Below are 13,846 nucleotides of genomic sequence, written 5' to 3'. Positions count from 1 at the left end.
TTAGACCTTTAGCCAATTCGGCAGCCATACTTTTGATTGTTGCTTCATCCATGTGAAGTACCTTTTGTAATTATCCTCTGAAGGATAAATGAAAATTAAGTACTTACACAAAATTTAGAACAGTCCCTATGTCGAAGAAAATCGCCAACTTTCTGCCATCGCTCTGGTTACTCATGTGTTTAACAGTAAAGCTGATCTGTATTTATCCCAATTAGACCATGACACTGTGGACCTGTTTATTCAGGCGCTGCAAGATGACTTTATCCTGATCAATCATTATGGAGAAGCATTCGGTCATACCCGAATTCATGAATCATTTTTAAAGTTACGTCTGGAAGAATTTAAACTTACAGCCCTGGTTTTAGCCTTCAAGGCACAGCAACAGACTGGGCCAAGTGAATTGCAACAGCAGAGGGTGGAAGGCTAATACCAGCGATCTGTAAAAATGGTAGAAAGAGATATTGTTCATCAGCACAAGTGCTGTAGTTAAGCTAATATAGTTAAATAGATAAACTGAAACAAACTTGAGCTAATCTATATGGCATGATATAGCTGGTACCTAATTACAATAAGGAAACGCTCCATGACACGCGATTTTGAACAATTCCCCGATGATGAAAATGGTAATGTACTTTGGCAAATGGCCGAAGATGGCGATGACCTGACCGAAGCGCATGAAATTGAATTTTCCATTGCTTTTCAGTCTGAAGAACAGGCACAAAAATGTGCACTTTATCTGCTTAAAGAAGAGCAAAAAATTAGCCTGTTTGAAGATGAAGAAGCCGATACGGTCGAGTGGATTATTACCATTTATGTGTATATGGAACCTGAATATTCAGACATCGTCGATCTGGAAGAATGGTTCACTAAAATTGCGACGCAATATGATGGCGAATATGATGGCTGGGGCTGCATGGCCTATGTCTATGAAGATGAAGAATGGGAAAATGAAGTCAAAAGTTAATCCATATTCCTAAAAAAAATTAACAGGTTGGGGATGATCCAAGTTAAGCCAATCGGATTGAACCTGTTAAAACACGCCTTAAGCATTTAGATGCTTAGGGCTTTTTTAATGGCAAAATTTTATTAAAAGCATCAGAAATGAGCTGAAACTCAGCGCTGCATGACTAAAAGTGGGTTTCTCATTATTTTTAAGTTTCTATCTGTTTTAATTCTTCTGAATTTTTAATTTAAATATTTGATTTTAATAAGGTTGTGTTGCGATTTTTAACTCAGCTATTTGAATGTCATCTCTCTGCGTTGTTTACCAAATACCTGCAATGTATTTACCAAGCACTTCCTTTGTAAAGAAAACTCTTTGCTAGATTAATACATAAATTGCAAAAAAGTTTATCTCTATTCCCAGAAAAAAAGGAGCATAGCATGGCAGTCAATCACTATGTGGCCTATGGTCCAGAAGTAGAGCAAAAACAGGAAAATGAAGAAGCAGACATTCAGCACATCGTAGAGTATATGGCGCAAACCCATACTCAGGTTTTTGACAAGCATCGTCATGCGGTACGAGATGCACATGCAAAATCTCATGGTTTTTTAAAAGGCATTTTGATCATTCCGGAAAACCTGCCCAATCACTTGGCACAGGGAATTTTTGCCCATCCGGGTTATTATGATGTCATTGTGCGTCTGTCTGCCGCTTCTGGAGATTTGCGTAGTGATAAAACACCCGCACCTCATGGTTTTGCCCTTAAAATTTTAAATGTACCGGGCGAGCGCTTATTGCCAGAAGATTCAAGCGATGGAAAAAATCAGGATTTCCTGATGGTCAATATTCCGGTGCTGGCTTTTGGGACGGTACGTAAATATATGCAAATGCTGCCTTTCATCATTGAAGGAGAAAGAACGCCTGAACTGGTCATGCATAGCCTGCGCAATGTCATTCGTGGAATGGATCATCTGCTCAATCGCGCTGGCTTGCCAGCATCTACGATGATAAAAGGTCTGGCACGCAGTCAACATCATGTGCTAGGAGAAACCTATCACAGTATGGCTGCTCTTCGTTATGGCAACTATATTGCCAAAATGAGTGTGGCACCTGAATCTGAATCGGTGAAGCAGTTGACCGGTCTACAGATGCATATTCAGGATGATTCTGGCATACGTGATCTGGTACAGGACTTTTTCAAGCATAATACGGCTGAATATGTGACTCGCGCCCAGCTCTGTACTCATCTGGGCCGTATGCCTGTCGAAGATGCGTCGGTCTTATGGGATGAGGATGAGTCACCGCATCAGGCCATTGGAACTTTACATTTTCCGCGGCAAAATACCTTCAGTCCGGCACGTCGGGTTTATTCGGATGACGTGCTGTCTTTTACCCCATGGCATGGGGTAAAACAACATCAGCCTCTGGGTTCCATCATGCGTGTACGTATGCAGGCTTATGAACGTTCATCCTGTTTTCGGCACTGTATGAACATCCAGCCCCGCACAGAACCCAATGATATTGATGATATGCCAGATTAAATATTCACAGCCGGATTTTACACTCAGACTAAAAATACCTGCCTGAATGCAGCTGTTTTAGACCTATACTGTTTAGGGATATTTTAATTGCTGATTAACAAGGAAGTGAAAAACCTGCTTAATATTGTATTAAAGTCCTACATAGTCATAGAGTAACAGCAATAGTTTTCATCTTAGATCAGCATTTAAAAACAACAATAAGATGAGGTTGTAAAATGAGCAAAAGTAATACGGTTAAATTGCATCGGGTATTGAGCGCACCCCCAGAACGGGTGTTTAAAGCCTTTATTGATCTGGATGCTCTGGTTAAATGGATGGCACCGCATGGTTTTACCGCGAAGGTTCATCATCTGGATGCAAAAGTGGGTGGAAGCTATAAAATGTCGTTTAGCAATTTTTCTACTGGTTCCAGCCATTCCTTTGCTGGCACCTATCATGAAATCATTCCCAATCAATTGTTACGCTATACTGACCAGTTCAATGATCCCAATTTTCCCGGAAACATTGAAGTGGTCATTCAATTCAAAGCAGTGTCGGTGGGAACTGAAGTGCATATTACCCAATCGGGTATTCCTGATGTTATTCCAGTGGAAGCCTGTTATTTGGGATGGCAGGAATCTTTGCAACTGCTCACTTTACTGGTCACTCCTGAAATTCCAGATCAATAGTGCTTTACAATGCAAATTCAAATTAAACGTGCCTATGCCGAAGTTTTACCTTCAGATGGCAAACGTATTCTGGTTGACTGACTGTGGCCCAGAGGCATTAAAAAGGAAGATGCCAAAATTGATTTGTGGGTTAAAGAAATCACGCCATCGACTGAGCTGCGAAAATGGTATGCGCATGACCCCGAACATTGGGACGAATTTCAGCAACGTTACAGGGCTGAACTGCGTTCACAAGCAGAGTTGTTGCAGCAAATTAGAGAAATCGCTAAACAGGAAAAAATTAGTCTTATCACCGCAGTAAAAAGTGAAAGATATAACCATGTGATTGTACTCAAACAGGTTTTAGAGGAAAGGTGAAAGCATCTGCTGAGTAGATTTATTCCATAATTTAAATAAGGTTTTAGCAGGTGTTTGGCGGATAAAATGCTATAGTAGCGTTTTTGAGGTTTTTTTTATGTCTTTGCCAAATTGCCCCAAATGTAATTCAGAATATGCTTATCAAGATGGCGATTTGCTGATTTGCCCAGAATGCGCTCATGAGTGGAAAGAGGGTGAAAGCAGTACTGAACAGGCTACAATTATTAAAGATGCAAATGGCAATGTGCTTGCTGATGGCGATACAGTTACCCTGATTAAAGATCTGAAAATTAAAGGTTCTTCATCGGTGATTAAAGTCGGAACCAAGGCGAAGAATATTCGTTTATTACCTGACTCAAGTGATGGTCATGATCTGGACTGTAAAGTGGATGGTTTTGGTGCCATGAAATTAAAATCTGAATTTGTGAAAAAAGCTTAATTCACTACATTAAAAAACCAAAAAAGCTCTGGCGACATGCTGGAGCTTTTTTATGAGCTGGTGCCCATTTGCGCATGATTTTGGAATTGGTTTTTTATAATGGCTATGCTTGATTCAACATTGAGATATCTATCTGATGATTACTCCCTTCATGCTATAACTACCGTCCTTCATCTTAAAGAATTGTTGTTATGCCGCATATCCATCTTGAATATTCAGACAATGTAGAAAATTTTCAAGCAAAATCCCTCTTGCTTGCTTTAAATCAGGCGCTGGTTGATGGAGCTTATGTGACTGCCGCAAATGAGCTAAAAAGCCGTGCCATTTGCCAGCACGACTATGTCATTGGTTTGGGAGATGTTTCACAAGCCTATGTCCATGCGAAAGTTTCTTTATTGGCTGGATGTAGTTTGGAGTTACAACAGCAAATTGCTCAAGTGATTCTACACACACTTGAACAGCACATACCAGCTCAAAGCCAAGTCAGTGTACAGATTTGTGTGGAAATATTGGAAATGCAGAAAGCCACTTACGCTAAAAAATTGTTTAAGGCTTTGCTTCCTGATTTAGTCCGCGGGTATAGAGAGAATAGGTTGGCAATTTTTCTCTTGCATGTATGTTTACTGTGCTTGGCTAGAAATAGCCAAGCGTGTATTTAAGACGATAAATCATTCAAATATAAATCTAAACAATGATTATAAAATGTACTTTTTTTGAAATAAAAAGTCATTTTTATTTCATATAAATAGCGTATTTTTAATCATATAAATTCGATTCTTTTATAACTTTTACAATAACAAGGGGAGTATTTTATATGGCAGGATGGTATGAAGTCAGTCAGGCCAGCGATGGACAATATCGCTTTGTTTTGAAAGCTGGCAATGGGGAAGTGATTCTGAGCAGCGAATTATACAAGAGCAAAGCTTCGGCACAGAATGGCATTGAGTCCGTACAAAAAAATAGCCCTGAGGATAGCCGCTATGAACGTCTGGAAGCGAAAAACGGTAAGCCTTATTTCAATTTAAAGGCAGCCAATCATCAAATTATTGGCACCAGCCAACTGTATGCAAGTGAGCAGGCACGCGAGAAAGGAATTGAGTCGGTAAAAAATAACGGTTCCAGCACCACCATTAAGGACCTGATTGCATAAATCAAATCAATGCTCAGATTAAAGCATGTATCAATACATGCTTTATTTTTGAGTAGAGAAAAACCAGCTAGAGTCTGAGATCAAACCCGAATAGCGGGCTGATCATCAGGTTTTTATGCAGCTTTCTATGTGGTAGAGGGATTTAAAAACGCTTAGGAATGCGCTGCCCATTTGGTACTGGAGATTCTGCCTTTTTCAGCACACCAAACAGCCAGGTTTCTGCATGATTCACCGCTTGTTTTAAATCGTCACCTTGCGCCAAACGACCGGCAATGAAACTGGCCAATGAGCAACCTGAACCGTGATATTCACCTTCAAGGCGAGGACATCGGGTTTCAGACACCAGCTTGCCATCAATATATAAGGCATTGCGGATATAATCTGGGGTATCCTCGTGTCCGCCTTTGACTAAAACTGCTTTGGCGCCCATGGCAAAAAGTTTTGCCGTTGCCTGGTCAATATCTTCAAGACCGGTTAAGGCACGAAGCTCTACCGTATTCGGGGTCAGTACAGTCGCTAGCGGAATCAGTTCGACAAAGGCTTTCACCAGTGTGGCTTGATCACCCAGTGAACCGCCACTATTGGCTACCAGTACCGGATCGAGCACATACAGATATTCAGGATGTTCACGTAAAAATTCAGCCAAAGCTGCAATATTGTTTGTGGTGCCTAACATGCCTGATTTAACACATTTAATTGGTAAGTCACCCACCACGGCATGCGCCTGAGCTAACAGTAATTCTTTCGCAGTGGCTTCAAAGCCAAACACTTGTTGCGAGTTTTGAATGGTCAGCGCAGTACAGGCAATTGCTGCATGTGCACCACTTTGGCCAATCGCTTCAATATCTGCCTGTAAGCCAGCGCCACCGGATGGATCTAAACCAGAAAAGCAAAGTACAGTAGGGCGCACAATGATGTCCTTAAATCACAAAATTTGCGTTAGTATAGGCAACTTTGAGCCAAGTCTCGATAGTATTTGTGAAGTAAAATTTAGGTTGAAGGGTCGGTGGGTGATTAAGAATATTTTGATTGATTTGGATGGAACATTAACTGATCCCAAAGTAGGGATTACCACTTCAGCGCGTTATGGTCTGGCCAAAGTAGGTCATCCGATTGCCGATGACGTCAACATAGACTGGATTATTGGTCCACCTTTGCAGGCATCTTTGGCGAAAATTTTAAATGTGCCGGTGGATGATGTTTTGGCTGAACAGGCCTTGATGGGCTATCGGGAACGTTTTGCTGTGACCGGCTTGTATGAAAATCATGTTTTTGAAGATGTGGCTGCAACTTTGCAAACCTTGCAGCAAAAAGGTTTCCGTTTGTATTTGGCTACGGCAAAACCTCAAATCTATGCCAAGCAGATTTTAGAACATTTTGATCTGCTGCAATATTTTACTTATGCTTATGGCAGTGAGCTGAATGGTGAGCGTACCAACAAGGGCGATTTGATTGCCTATATCCTTGAAAAGGAAAAGTTAGATCCGGCTGAATGTGTGATGGTGGGTGACCGTGAGCATGATATTTTTGGTGCTCGCAGCAATGGTATAGACACCATCGCAGTGGACTATGGTTATGGTTCTGATGCGGAGCTTACTCAGGCAAAACCTAAAGCACGGATAGCCAAATTTTCCGATCTGCTTCAATTTTTTTGATCACTCAATACAAGCAAGTAGTTCCCTGAGTACCTCCCCTGAATCAAGCTTTTGGGACCGTTAACGTAGATCCAGATAAAAACTTTCCTTCACTTCCTCCATGACAATGTAACTGTGTGAGGAAGCGGAGGAGGGAAGTTTTTTGAGTAAGTCGCCAAGTAGACGTCGATAGGCGCTCATTTCTTTTAAGCGTGCTTTCACCAGATAGTCAAATTCGCCTGAAATCAGGTGACATTCCAGAACTTCAGGAATTTCCACCAAATCGCGTGCAACCTGATCGAACACATCGCCTGATTTGGCGGATAGTTTTATTTCTAAAAATACCAGCAAGTTGCGATCGACCAGTTGCGGATTCAGCCGCGCGTAATAGCCCATGATGATGCCATCGCGTTCCAGACGTTTGACCCGTTCCGAACAGGGGGTGGTAGACAGGTTGACCCGAAATGCCAATTCGCTGATGGCAATCCGTCCATCGCACTGCAAAATATCCAGAATCTGCTGATCTATACGATCCAATTTACGCATTATGATTTTCCTTTTTTTAGAATTTTTTCGCGACGAAACTATTAAATTACCTGGATTATAGTGCTTAAAACAGTGAAAAAAACTATCAATCAAAAAATATACTAGTGAAATAAACTAGTATGCGTTAGGGATAAGCAATGCGTGTAATTGTCTTAGGTAGTGGTGTCATTGGTGTTGCAAGTGCGTATTACCTCGCACAACAGGGAGCAACCGTTACTGTCTTGGACCGTCAGTCTGGTCCTGCTGAAGAAACCAGTTTTGCCAATGCAGGTCAGGTTTCGCCGGGTTATTCGACGCCATGGGCAGCACCCGGTATTCCATTCAAAGCAGTCAAGTGGATGTTCCAGCATCATGCACCGCTCGCCATCAATATGGATGGCAGCATGTGGCAATTACAGTGGATGGCGCAGATGCTCAAGAACTGTAATCCACATAGTTATGCGATTAATAAAGAGCGCATGACCCGGGTGGCAGAGTATAGCCGTGACTGCCTCAGAGAGCTGCGTAAAGAGACCGGCATTCATTATGAAAACCGTTCTAAAGGCACTTTGCAAGTTTTTCGTAATGAAGCGCAACTAGACATGGTTCAACGTGACATTCAGGTGTTAAAAGAATGCGGTGTGGAGCATGAACTTTTGCTCAAAGATGATCTGGCCAAAGTGGAGCCGGCTTTGGAATTTGCCAAAGATAAACTGGTCGGTGGCCTGCATCTGCCAAATGATGAAACCGGCGATTGCTACCTCTTTACCAATGCACTGGCAAACTTGGCCAAAGAGCTGGGTGTAGAGTTTAAGTTCAACCAAAATGTTGAAAAACTGGTGGTTGAAGGCGATGATATCAAGGGCGTGGTGGTAAATGGACAAGTCCTCACTGCAGACCGTTATGTCTTGGCGTTTGGCAGTTATTCACGTGACTTTTTAAAACCATTGCACCTGAACCTGCCGGTTTATCCGGTGAAAGGCTATTCACTGACCATTCCTATTGTAGATCCTGCATTTGCACCGCAGTCTACCGTGCTGGATGAGACTTACAAGATTGCGATTACCCGTTTTGATCAGCGTATCCGGGTGGGGGGTATGGCTGAGCTGAGTGGTTTTAACCATGGCTTGAACCAGGATCGTCGTGCGACTCTGGAAATGGTCACCAAAGATTTATTCCCAGGTGGAAACCTTGCAGAAGCGACATTCTGGACCGGTTTACGTCCAATGACGCCAGATTCTACCCCGATTATTGGCGCAACGCGTTTCAAAAACCTGTTCCTCAACACTGGTCACGGCACGCTGGGATGGACCATGGCCTGCGGTTCAGGCAAGTTGATCAGCGACCTGGTCATGAATCATCAACCGGACATCAGTACCGAAGGTCTATCGATCCAACGTTACCCTTCAGCAGCCTAATCTGTTTTAGGTCATATTGATTCAAGGAAGAACAACATGCCACGTCCCATTACTGCAGTGATTCATCGTCAGTCACTGCAGCACAATTTAAATGTTGCCCGTACCAAAATGCCGAATAGCCAAGTCTATGCGGTGGTGAAAGCGAATGCCTATGGTCATGGTATTGAGCGTGTCTATCAAGCTTTCAAATCTGCCGATGGTTTTGCGCTGCTCGATTTGGCAGAGGCGAAACGCATTCGTGCTCTGGGCTGGAAAGGTCCTGTCTTATTGCTTGAAGGCATCTTTTCCGAGCAAGATCTGTTTGACTGTGATGAGCTGAATTTGAGTTTCACCCTTCATAGCCAATATCAGATTGAATGGTTAGCCCGATTCCCCAGACCAGCCCGGTTTGATGTTTATTTAAAAATGAACAGTGGTATGAACCGTCTGGGTTTTACGGCTGTTCATTACCGCGACATCTGGCAACAATTATCTCAAATGAATAATGTTCAAAGCATCACTCACATGATGCATTTCTCCGATGCTGACGGAGATCGTTTGGGCCGTTCTGGCATCGAACATCAGTGTCAAATTTTCGATGCCGTCATTCAGGATCTGCCGGGCGCGCGTTCCGTATCTAACAGTGCAGCCATCTTACGCCATCAGCAGTTGCAATCGGATGTGATTCGTAGCGGTATTATGCTTTACGGCAGTTCTCCCGATTTCCCCGCACATAGCATTGATGACTGGAACCTGCAGCCTGCAATGAGTCTGCGTAGTGAGATCATTGCCGTTCAACAGCTTAAAGCGGGGGATAGTGTAGGTTACGGCTCAAAGTTCATTGCTGAAACTGATATGCGTATTGGTGTGGTGGCTTGCGGTTATGCCGATGGTTATCAGCGCATTACCGCAACAGGTACGCCCATTTTAGTCGATGGTCAACGCAGCAGTTTGGTCGGACGTGTCGGCATGGATATGCTCGCGGTCGATTTATCTCATCTCCCAAGTGCCCAAGTCGGTAGTGAAGTGGTGCTGTGGGGTACATCGAAACATGGCACTGTGCTTAGTATTGATGAAGTGGCGGCAGGTTCAGGCACCATTGGCTATGAGCTGATGTGTGCTGTCACTGCACGCGTCAATTTTATCCAAGATTAAATTTTTAAAAAATCAGATCATTCATTCAATTTATTGATACAAGGAAATGTAGATGTCTCATAGCGATATAGAAAAGTTCAATAGCAACGCCGTCATGAGCGCCGTGACGGTGTTCAATCAGGTAGTTTATCTGTCAGGACAAGTACCTAAGAACACCGGTAATGGTGTCGCAGGTCAGACCCATGAAATTTTAGCCACCATTGATGAACTGCTGGCTTTGGCCGGAACCGATAAATCCCGACTGCTGTCTGCACAGCTTTATATTAAAAATCTCGCTGACTTTTCAACCGTCAATGCCATCTGGATTGACTGGATGAAAGGTTGTACTCCTCCTTCACGTGCCACCATTCAGGCAGATCTAGTCAATCCGGACTGGTTGATTGAAATTGCGGTAACGGCGGCACAGCCTTAATGTCAAAAATCTCCCCCGTATGGCAGCAAAGCGGTTGAGACCGATGTGCTGCCTGGCGTGTAAATGTCGCTGGTTGGGATGACTGGCAATGTAAAGCACATGGTTTACACGCAATCGTATGTTAAAAGGATGTTCAGTTATGACCACTACACCACGAGCAGACGATGCCCAGGCATCATCGCATGAACTACAACGAAAACTGTCCAACCGTCACCTGCAACTTATTGCCATTGGTGGCGCGATTGGGACAGGCCTGTTTATGGGCTCAGGCAAAACCATCTCCCTGGCTGGCCCTTCAATTTTATTGATCTATACCATCATTGGTACCATGTTCTTTTTCCTGATGCGTGCATTGGGCGAAATTTTACTCTCCAACCTGCATTACAAATCCTTTATCGATATGGCGCATGACCTGATTGGTCCGGGTGCAGGCTACTATATTGGCTGGTCCTACTGGCTGGGCTGGGTGCTGGTTGGCATCGCAGACTTGGCTGCTATTATCAACTATCTCAGCTTTTGGCTGCCTGAAGGTATGGCCTTTACCCCATCAGGACAGGCCATGATCAGCGTGGCCTGCGTGTTACTGGTGCTCGGTATTAATATGCTCGCCGTACGTCTGTTTGGTGAAATTGAATTCTGGTTTGCTCTCATCAAAATTTTAGCCATTTTGGGACTGATTGGTATTGGCGGATTTATGGTGTTTAACCATTTTCATGCGCCGGGTGGTTCGTTTGCCAGTTTTAGTAATGTCTGGTCGCATGGCGGCATGTTTCCGCAAGGTGGCAGCGGTTTTCTGGCTGGTTTCCAGATTGCCTTATTCGCTTTTGTCGGTGTGGAACTGATCGGAACTATGGCAGCAGAAACCCAAGACCCTGAAAAGAATTTGCCCAAAGCGGTGAATGCCATTCCGACCCGGATTATTTTATTCTATGTGTTGTCGTTATTCATTGTGATGTCGGTGACCCCGTGGAACCAGATTCCTGCGGATCAAAGTCCCTTTGTGTCGCTGTTCATGCATGCGGGTATTGGTGCAGCAGCGATTATCATGAACCTGGTGGTGCTGTCATCGGTCATGTCCTCCATGAACAGTGGTGTGTTTTCAACATCACGCATGCTGTTTGGCTTGGCGCGGGAAGGGCAGGCTCCTCAAAACCTGGCGCAATTGTCTAAGCGTGCTGTGCCTGCCAAAGGTTTATTGTTCTCTTGTGCCTTTATTATGGCGGGTGCAGCATTACAATACTTTGTACCAAACACGGTTGAAGCCTTTACTTTAGCAAGTTCGCTGTGCGTGATTTTGTTTATCAGTATCTGGAGCATCATCATGGTGTGCTATATCCGTTACCGTAAACTGCGCCCAGAACTGCATGCCCAGTCAACCTTTAAAATGCCGGGCGGGATATGGATGTCCTATGTGGTACTGGTGTTCTTATTCTTTACTTTGATTATTTTAAGTCTGGAAGCCGATACTTTGCGTGCCCTGATGATCAGTCCGATTTGGCTGCTTATTTTAGCCGTGACTTATCATCTCCTGTATAAACCGCGGATCCGTAAACGTCATCAGGACATGCTGGTGAAACGCAATCAGGAAATGTTGAACTAAGTTTCTTTCAGATATGGTTTTTGTCAGATGTAAAAAAGCCCTCGATTGAGGGCTTTTTTGATGCTTAGAAAATGGGTTTCACTACCACTAGAATTACCACGGCAAATAAAATCAGCGTTGGCATTTCATTAAAGAAGCGCCAGAACTTGTGTGATTTGTAATGTGCATTGCCAATCAGTTTTTTACGGTAATAACCACAAACAAAATGATAAATTACCAATAATCCGACCAATCCGACTTTCAGGTAAAACCACAGTGCGTCGTGGTAATGACGCGTTGCATCACCCCAATCGACCAGAAAGTGCGCGGTGATGAGTGTTGCAACCATTGAGGGCCACATGATGCCACGGTATAGCTTACGTTCCATGACTTCAAAACGCTGATGACTCACTGCATCATCACTCATGGCATGGTAAACGTATAGACGTGGCAGGTAGAACAATGCAGCAAACCAGCAAACCACAGCAATAATATGTAATGCTTTTACCCACAAGAAAGCATCAGAAGGAGCATCCATCCATTCACCCTTTTAAAGGGCAGTGTGGCAGAAGTTGATCATCCATGGCTGAATGATCAACACTTCTTAGCTTAGCCTTCCCATTTTTTGAAAACGAGACAAGCATTTACACCGCCAAAACCGAAACTGTTACTCATCACAGTATTCAATTTTGCGTCACGTTTTTCAAGTACGATATCAAACGGTTTTGCACCTTCATCCAGTTCAGTCACGTTGATGTTTGGCGCAATAAAGTCATTTTGCATCATCAAAACAGAGTAAATGGCTTCATGCACGCCCGCAGCACCCAGGCTGTGACCGGTCATAGACTTGGTTGAGCTGATAGGCGGTACTTGACCTTCACCAAATGCACGTTCCATGGCTTTCAGTTCAGTCACGTCACCAGCTGGAGTTGAAGTACCATGGGTATTCACATAGTCAATCTTGTCAACGCCATGCTGTTTCGCTTCTTCAAGGGCCATCAGAATGCAGCGTGTTGCGCCTTCACCGCTTGGAGCAACCATGTCTGCACCATCACTGTTTGCAGCATAGCCAACTACTTCAGCCAGGATATTTGCACCACGTGCTTGCGCATGTTCCAGTGATTCAAGCACCACAAAACCACCACCACCGGCAATCACGAAACCGTCACGGTCAGCCGAATATGGGCGAGACGCTGTTTCAGGCGTGTCATTGTATTTAGAGCAAAGTGCACCCATCGCATCAAACAGCAAGCTTTGAGACCAGTGATCTTCTTCACCACCACCAGCAAGCATTAAATCCTGTTTGCCGAGTTGAATCAGGTTATAGGCATAACCAATGGCATCTGCAGAAGTAGCACATGCGCTGGTAATGGTATGTGCCACACCTTGTAATTTGAATGCCACACCTACGTTTGCGGTAATGGTGTTGGTCATGTTGCGAGGAACAAAGAAAGGACCTACTTTACGCGCACCCTTGGTTTGCAGTAATTCGTTCATTTCAATGACAGATGCAGTTGAACCACCACCTGAACCACCGGTAATCCCATAACGTGGGTTGCCCGCCAAATCTTCAACGCTTAAACCTGCATGTTCTACCGCAGCAACTGCCGAGTTGTAGGCATACATGGCACAAACACCCATAAAGCGTTTCAATTTACGGTCAATATGGTCAAAATCTTGTTCAGCGGCTGCACTGACATGGCTCTTAAAGTTTAATTCTGCATAAGTCGGGTTAAAACGTGTTCCAGAAATCCCGTTTTGTAAAGAATGAGTGACATCTTCTAAAGAATTACCAATGCATGAGTTGATACCCATACCAGTGATTACAACACGCTTCATCTAAAGATCCCTTATATGGTGATATTTTTGAGTAAACGCAGCTGATTCAGGCAGAAAAGTAAAAACCTCAATCCAGCGCATTACTCATGTCTTTCGGTCGCATTCATGATAGCAGAAAGGGTTTTGAATTCTTATGGCAAATATTATGCCTATTTCGACAGTATGTATCTGTAATGTTTAGGCGGCATAATTAACTAAAAGATACAC

General features: G+C 43.7%; 16 protein-coding genes and 1 pseudogene. 13 read left to right on the top strand and 4 right to left on the bottom strand.

Annotated elements, in window-relative coordinates; genetic code table 11:
- The first annotated feature begins 175 nt into the window (after positions 1 to 175).
- The 8 genes and pseudogenes from FTT83_RS09480 (at position 176) to FTT83_RS09445 (ending at position 5,098) form a co-directional block, all read left to right on the top strand.
- The gene (locus FTT83_RS09480; protein WP_180043025.1) at positions 176 to 427 is read left to right on the top strand and encodes a DUF4041 domain-containing protein; all 252 of its coding nucleotides are present in this window, start codon (positions 176 to 178) and stop codon (positions 425 to 427) included.
- 156 nt (positions 428 to 583) lie between these two features.
- On the top strand, positions 584 to 964 hold the full coding sequence (locus FTT83_RS09475) for a ribonuclease E inhibitor RraB (protein WP_086197659.1): 381 nt from the start codon (positions 584 to 586) through the stop codon (positions 962 to 964).
- A 419-nt stretch (positions 965 to 1,383) separates the two neighbouring features.
- Positions 1,384 to 2,484 carry a catalase family protein gene (locus FTT83_RS09470; RefSeq protein ID WP_180176547.1) on the top strand — a complete coding sequence of 367 codons (1,101 nt, stop codon included), beginning with the start codon at positions 1,384 to 1,386 and terminating at the stop codon, positions 2,482 to 2,484.
- A gap of 215 nt (positions 2,485 to 2,699) precedes the next feature.
- Positions 2,700 to 3,152 (top strand): SRPBCC family protein, encoded by a 453-nt coding sequence (locus tag FTT83_RS09465; protein WP_180043023.1) that lies wholly within the window; start codon positions 2,700 to 2,702, stop codon positions 3,150 to 3,152.
- A gap of 9 nt (positions 3,153 to 3,161) precedes the next feature.
- Positions 3,162 to 3,509: pseudogene (locus FTT83_RS09460) on the top strand (DUF488 domain-containing protein).
- Between the two features lie 97 nt (positions 3,510 to 3,606).
- A complete protein-coding gene (locus FTT83_RS09455; RefSeq protein ID WP_166170817.1) occupies positions 3,607 to 3,948 on the top strand; it encodes a zinc ribbon domain-containing protein YjdM in 342 nt (113 codons plus the stop codon).
- Between the two features lie 191 nt (positions 3,949 to 4,139).
- The gene (locus FTT83_RS09450; RefSeq protein WP_180043022.1) at positions 4,140 to 4,607 is read left to right on the top strand and encodes a 5-carboxymethyl-2-hydroxymuconate isomerase; all 468 of its coding nucleotides are present in this window, start codon (positions 4,140 to 4,142) and stop codon (positions 4,605 to 4,607) included.
- A 155-nt stretch (positions 4,608 to 4,762) separates the two neighbouring features.
- Positions 4,763 to 5,098 carry a YegP family protein gene (locus tag FTT83_RS09445; RefSeq protein ID WP_180043021.1) on the top strand — a complete coding sequence of 112 codons (336 nt, stop codon included), beginning with the start codon at positions 4,763 to 4,765 and terminating at the stop codon, positions 5,096 to 5,098.
- A gap of 142 nt (positions 5,099 to 5,240) precedes the next feature.
- Here FTT83_RS09445 and FTT83_RS09440 read toward each other — a convergent pair whose 3' ends face one another.
- Positions 5,241 to 6,008 carry a hydroxymethylpyrimidine/phosphomethylpyrimidine kinase gene (locus FTT83_RS09440; protein ID WP_180043020.1) on the bottom strand — a complete coding sequence of 256 codons (768 nt, stop codon included), beginning with the start codon at positions 6,006 to 6,008 and terminating at the stop codon, positions 5,241 to 5,243.
- Positions 6,009 to 6,108: 100 nt separating this feature from the next.
- On the opposite strand from FTT83_RS09440, the gene FTT83_RS09435 reads away from it, so the two are divergent.
- A complete protein-coding gene (locus FTT83_RS09435; protein WP_180043019.1) occupies positions 6,109 to 6,753 on the top strand; it encodes an HAD-IA family hydrolase in 645 nt (214 codons plus the stop codon).
- Positions 6,754 to 6,813: 60 nt separating this feature from the next.
- Here the strand turns inward: FTT83_RS09435 and FTT83_RS09430 are convergent, their stop codons facing one another.
- Entirely contained in the window at positions 6,814 to 7,278 is a 465-nt protein-coding gene (locus FTT83_RS09430; protein ID WP_180043018.1) for an Lrp/AsnC ligand binding domain-containing protein, read from the bottom strand.
- Positions 7,279 to 7,415: 137 nt separating this feature from the next.
- Here FTT83_RS09430 and FTT83_RS09425 point away from each other — a divergent pair, with 137 nt between their 5' ends.
- The 4 genes from FTT83_RS09425 to FTT83_RS09410 all read left to right on the top strand — a co-directional run bounded on the left by FTT83_RS09425 (position 7,416) and on the right by FTT83_RS09410 (position 11,821).
- On the top strand, positions 7,416 to 8,675 hold the full coding sequence (locus FTT83_RS09425) for a D-amino acid dehydrogenase (RefSeq protein ID WP_086197650.1): 1,260 nt from the start codon (positions 7,416 to 7,418) through the stop codon (positions 8,673 to 8,675).
- A 36-nt stretch (positions 8,676 to 8,711) separates the two neighbouring features.
- Positions 8,712 to 9,809: an alanine racemase gene (alr, locus tag FTT83_RS09420; protein WP_180043017.1), complete on the top strand. Its 1,098-nt coding sequence runs from the start codon at positions 8,712 to 8,714 to the stop codon at positions 9,807 to 9,809.
- Between the two features lie 52 nt (positions 9,810 to 9,861).
- Complete coding sequence (locus tag FTT83_RS09415; protein ID WP_180043016.1) at positions 9,862 to 10,221, top strand: RidA family protein; 360 nt, start codon at positions 9,862 to 9,864, stop codon at positions 10,219 to 10,221.
- A gap of 139 nt (positions 10,222 to 10,360) precedes the next feature.
- Positions 10,361 to 11,821 carry an amino acid permease gene (locus tag FTT83_RS09410; RefSeq protein ID WP_180043015.1) on the top strand — a complete coding sequence of 487 codons (1,461 nt, stop codon included), beginning with the start codon at positions 10,361 to 10,363 and terminating at the stop codon, positions 11,819 to 11,821.
- A gap of 64 nt (positions 11,822 to 11,885) precedes the next feature.
- On the opposite strand, the gene hemJ is transcribed toward FTT83_RS09410, so the two are convergent.
- The gene (hemJ, locus tag FTT83_RS09405) at positions 11,886 to 12,338 is read right to left on the bottom strand and encodes a protoporphyrinogen oxidase HemJ (RefSeq protein WP_180043014.1); all 453 of its coding nucleotides are present in this window, start codon (positions 12,336 to 12,338) and stop codon (positions 11,886 to 11,888) included.
- Positions 12,339 to 12,409: 71 nt separating this feature from the next.
- Positions 12,410 to 13,639: a beta-ketoacyl synthase N-terminal-like domain-containing protein gene (locus FTT83_RS09400; protein WP_166170798.1), complete on the bottom strand. Its 1,230-nt coding sequence runs from the start codon at positions 13,637 to 13,639 to the stop codon at positions 12,410 to 12,412.
- Positions 13,640 to 13,846: the final 207 nt, after the last annotated feature.

It is taken from the genome of Acinetobacter sp. YH01018, assembly GCF_013420295.1.
Taxonomy (GTDB): Bacteria; Pseudomonadota; Gammaproteobacteria; order Pseudomonadales; family Moraxellaceae; genus Acinetobacter.
The sequence above is the reverse complement of the archived record's forward strand: the minus strand, read 5'-3'. Positions and strand labels throughout refer to the sequence as shown.

Bases quoted from the DNA above. Each gene is read 5' to 3' on its own strand.
- FTT83_RS09430 (WP_180043018.1), bottom strand. From the start codon at position 7,278: ATGCGTAAATTGGATCGTATAGATCAGCAGATTCTGGATATTTTGCAG.
- FTT83_RS09445 (WP_180043021.1), top strand. From the start codon at position 4,763: ATGGCAGGATGGTATGAAGTCAGTCAGGCCAGCGATGGACAATATCGC.
- FTT83_RS09465 (WP_180043023.1), top strand. From the start codon at position 2,700: ATGAGCAAAAGTAATACGGTTAAATTGCATCGGGTATTGAGCGCACCC.
- FTT83_RS09415 (WP_180043016.1), top strand. From the start codon at position 9,862: ATGTCTCATAGCGATATAGAAAAGTTCAATAGCAACGCCGTCATGAGC.
- FTT83_RS09410 (WP_180043015.1), top strand. From the start codon at position 10,361: ATGACCACTACACCACGAGCAGACGATGCCCAGGCATCATCGCATGAA.
- FTT83_RS09400 (WP_166170798.1), bottom strand. From the start codon at position 13,639: ATGAAGCGTGTTGTAATCACTGGTATGGGTATCAACTCATGCATTGGT.
- FTT83_RS09450 (WP_180043022.1), top strand. From the start codon at position 4,140: ATGCCGCATATCCATCTTGAATATTCAGACAATGTAGAAAATTTTCAA.
- FTT83_RS09475 (WP_086197659.1), top strand. From the start codon at position 584: ATGACACGCGATTTTGAACAATTCCCCGATGATGAAAATGGTAATGTA.
- FTT83_RS09470 (WP_180176547.1), top strand. From the start codon at position 1,384: ATGGCAGTCAATCACTATGTGGCCTATGGTCCAGAAGTAGAGCAAAAA.
- FTT83_RS09455 (WP_166170817.1), top strand. From the start codon at position 3,607: ATGTCTTTGCCAAATTGCCCCAAATGTAATTCAGAATATGCTTATCAA.
- hemJ (WP_180043014.1), bottom strand. From the start codon at position 12,338: ATGGATGCTCCTTCTGATGCTTTCTTGTGGGTAAAAGCATTACATATT.
- alr (WP_180043017.1), top strand. From the start codon at position 8,712: ATGCCACGTCCCATTACTGCAGTGATTCATCGTCAGTCACTGCAGCAC.
- FTT83_RS09425 (WP_086197650.1), top strand. From the start codon at position 7,416: ATGCGTGTAATTGTCTTAGGTAGTGGTGTCATTGGTGTTGCAAGTGCG.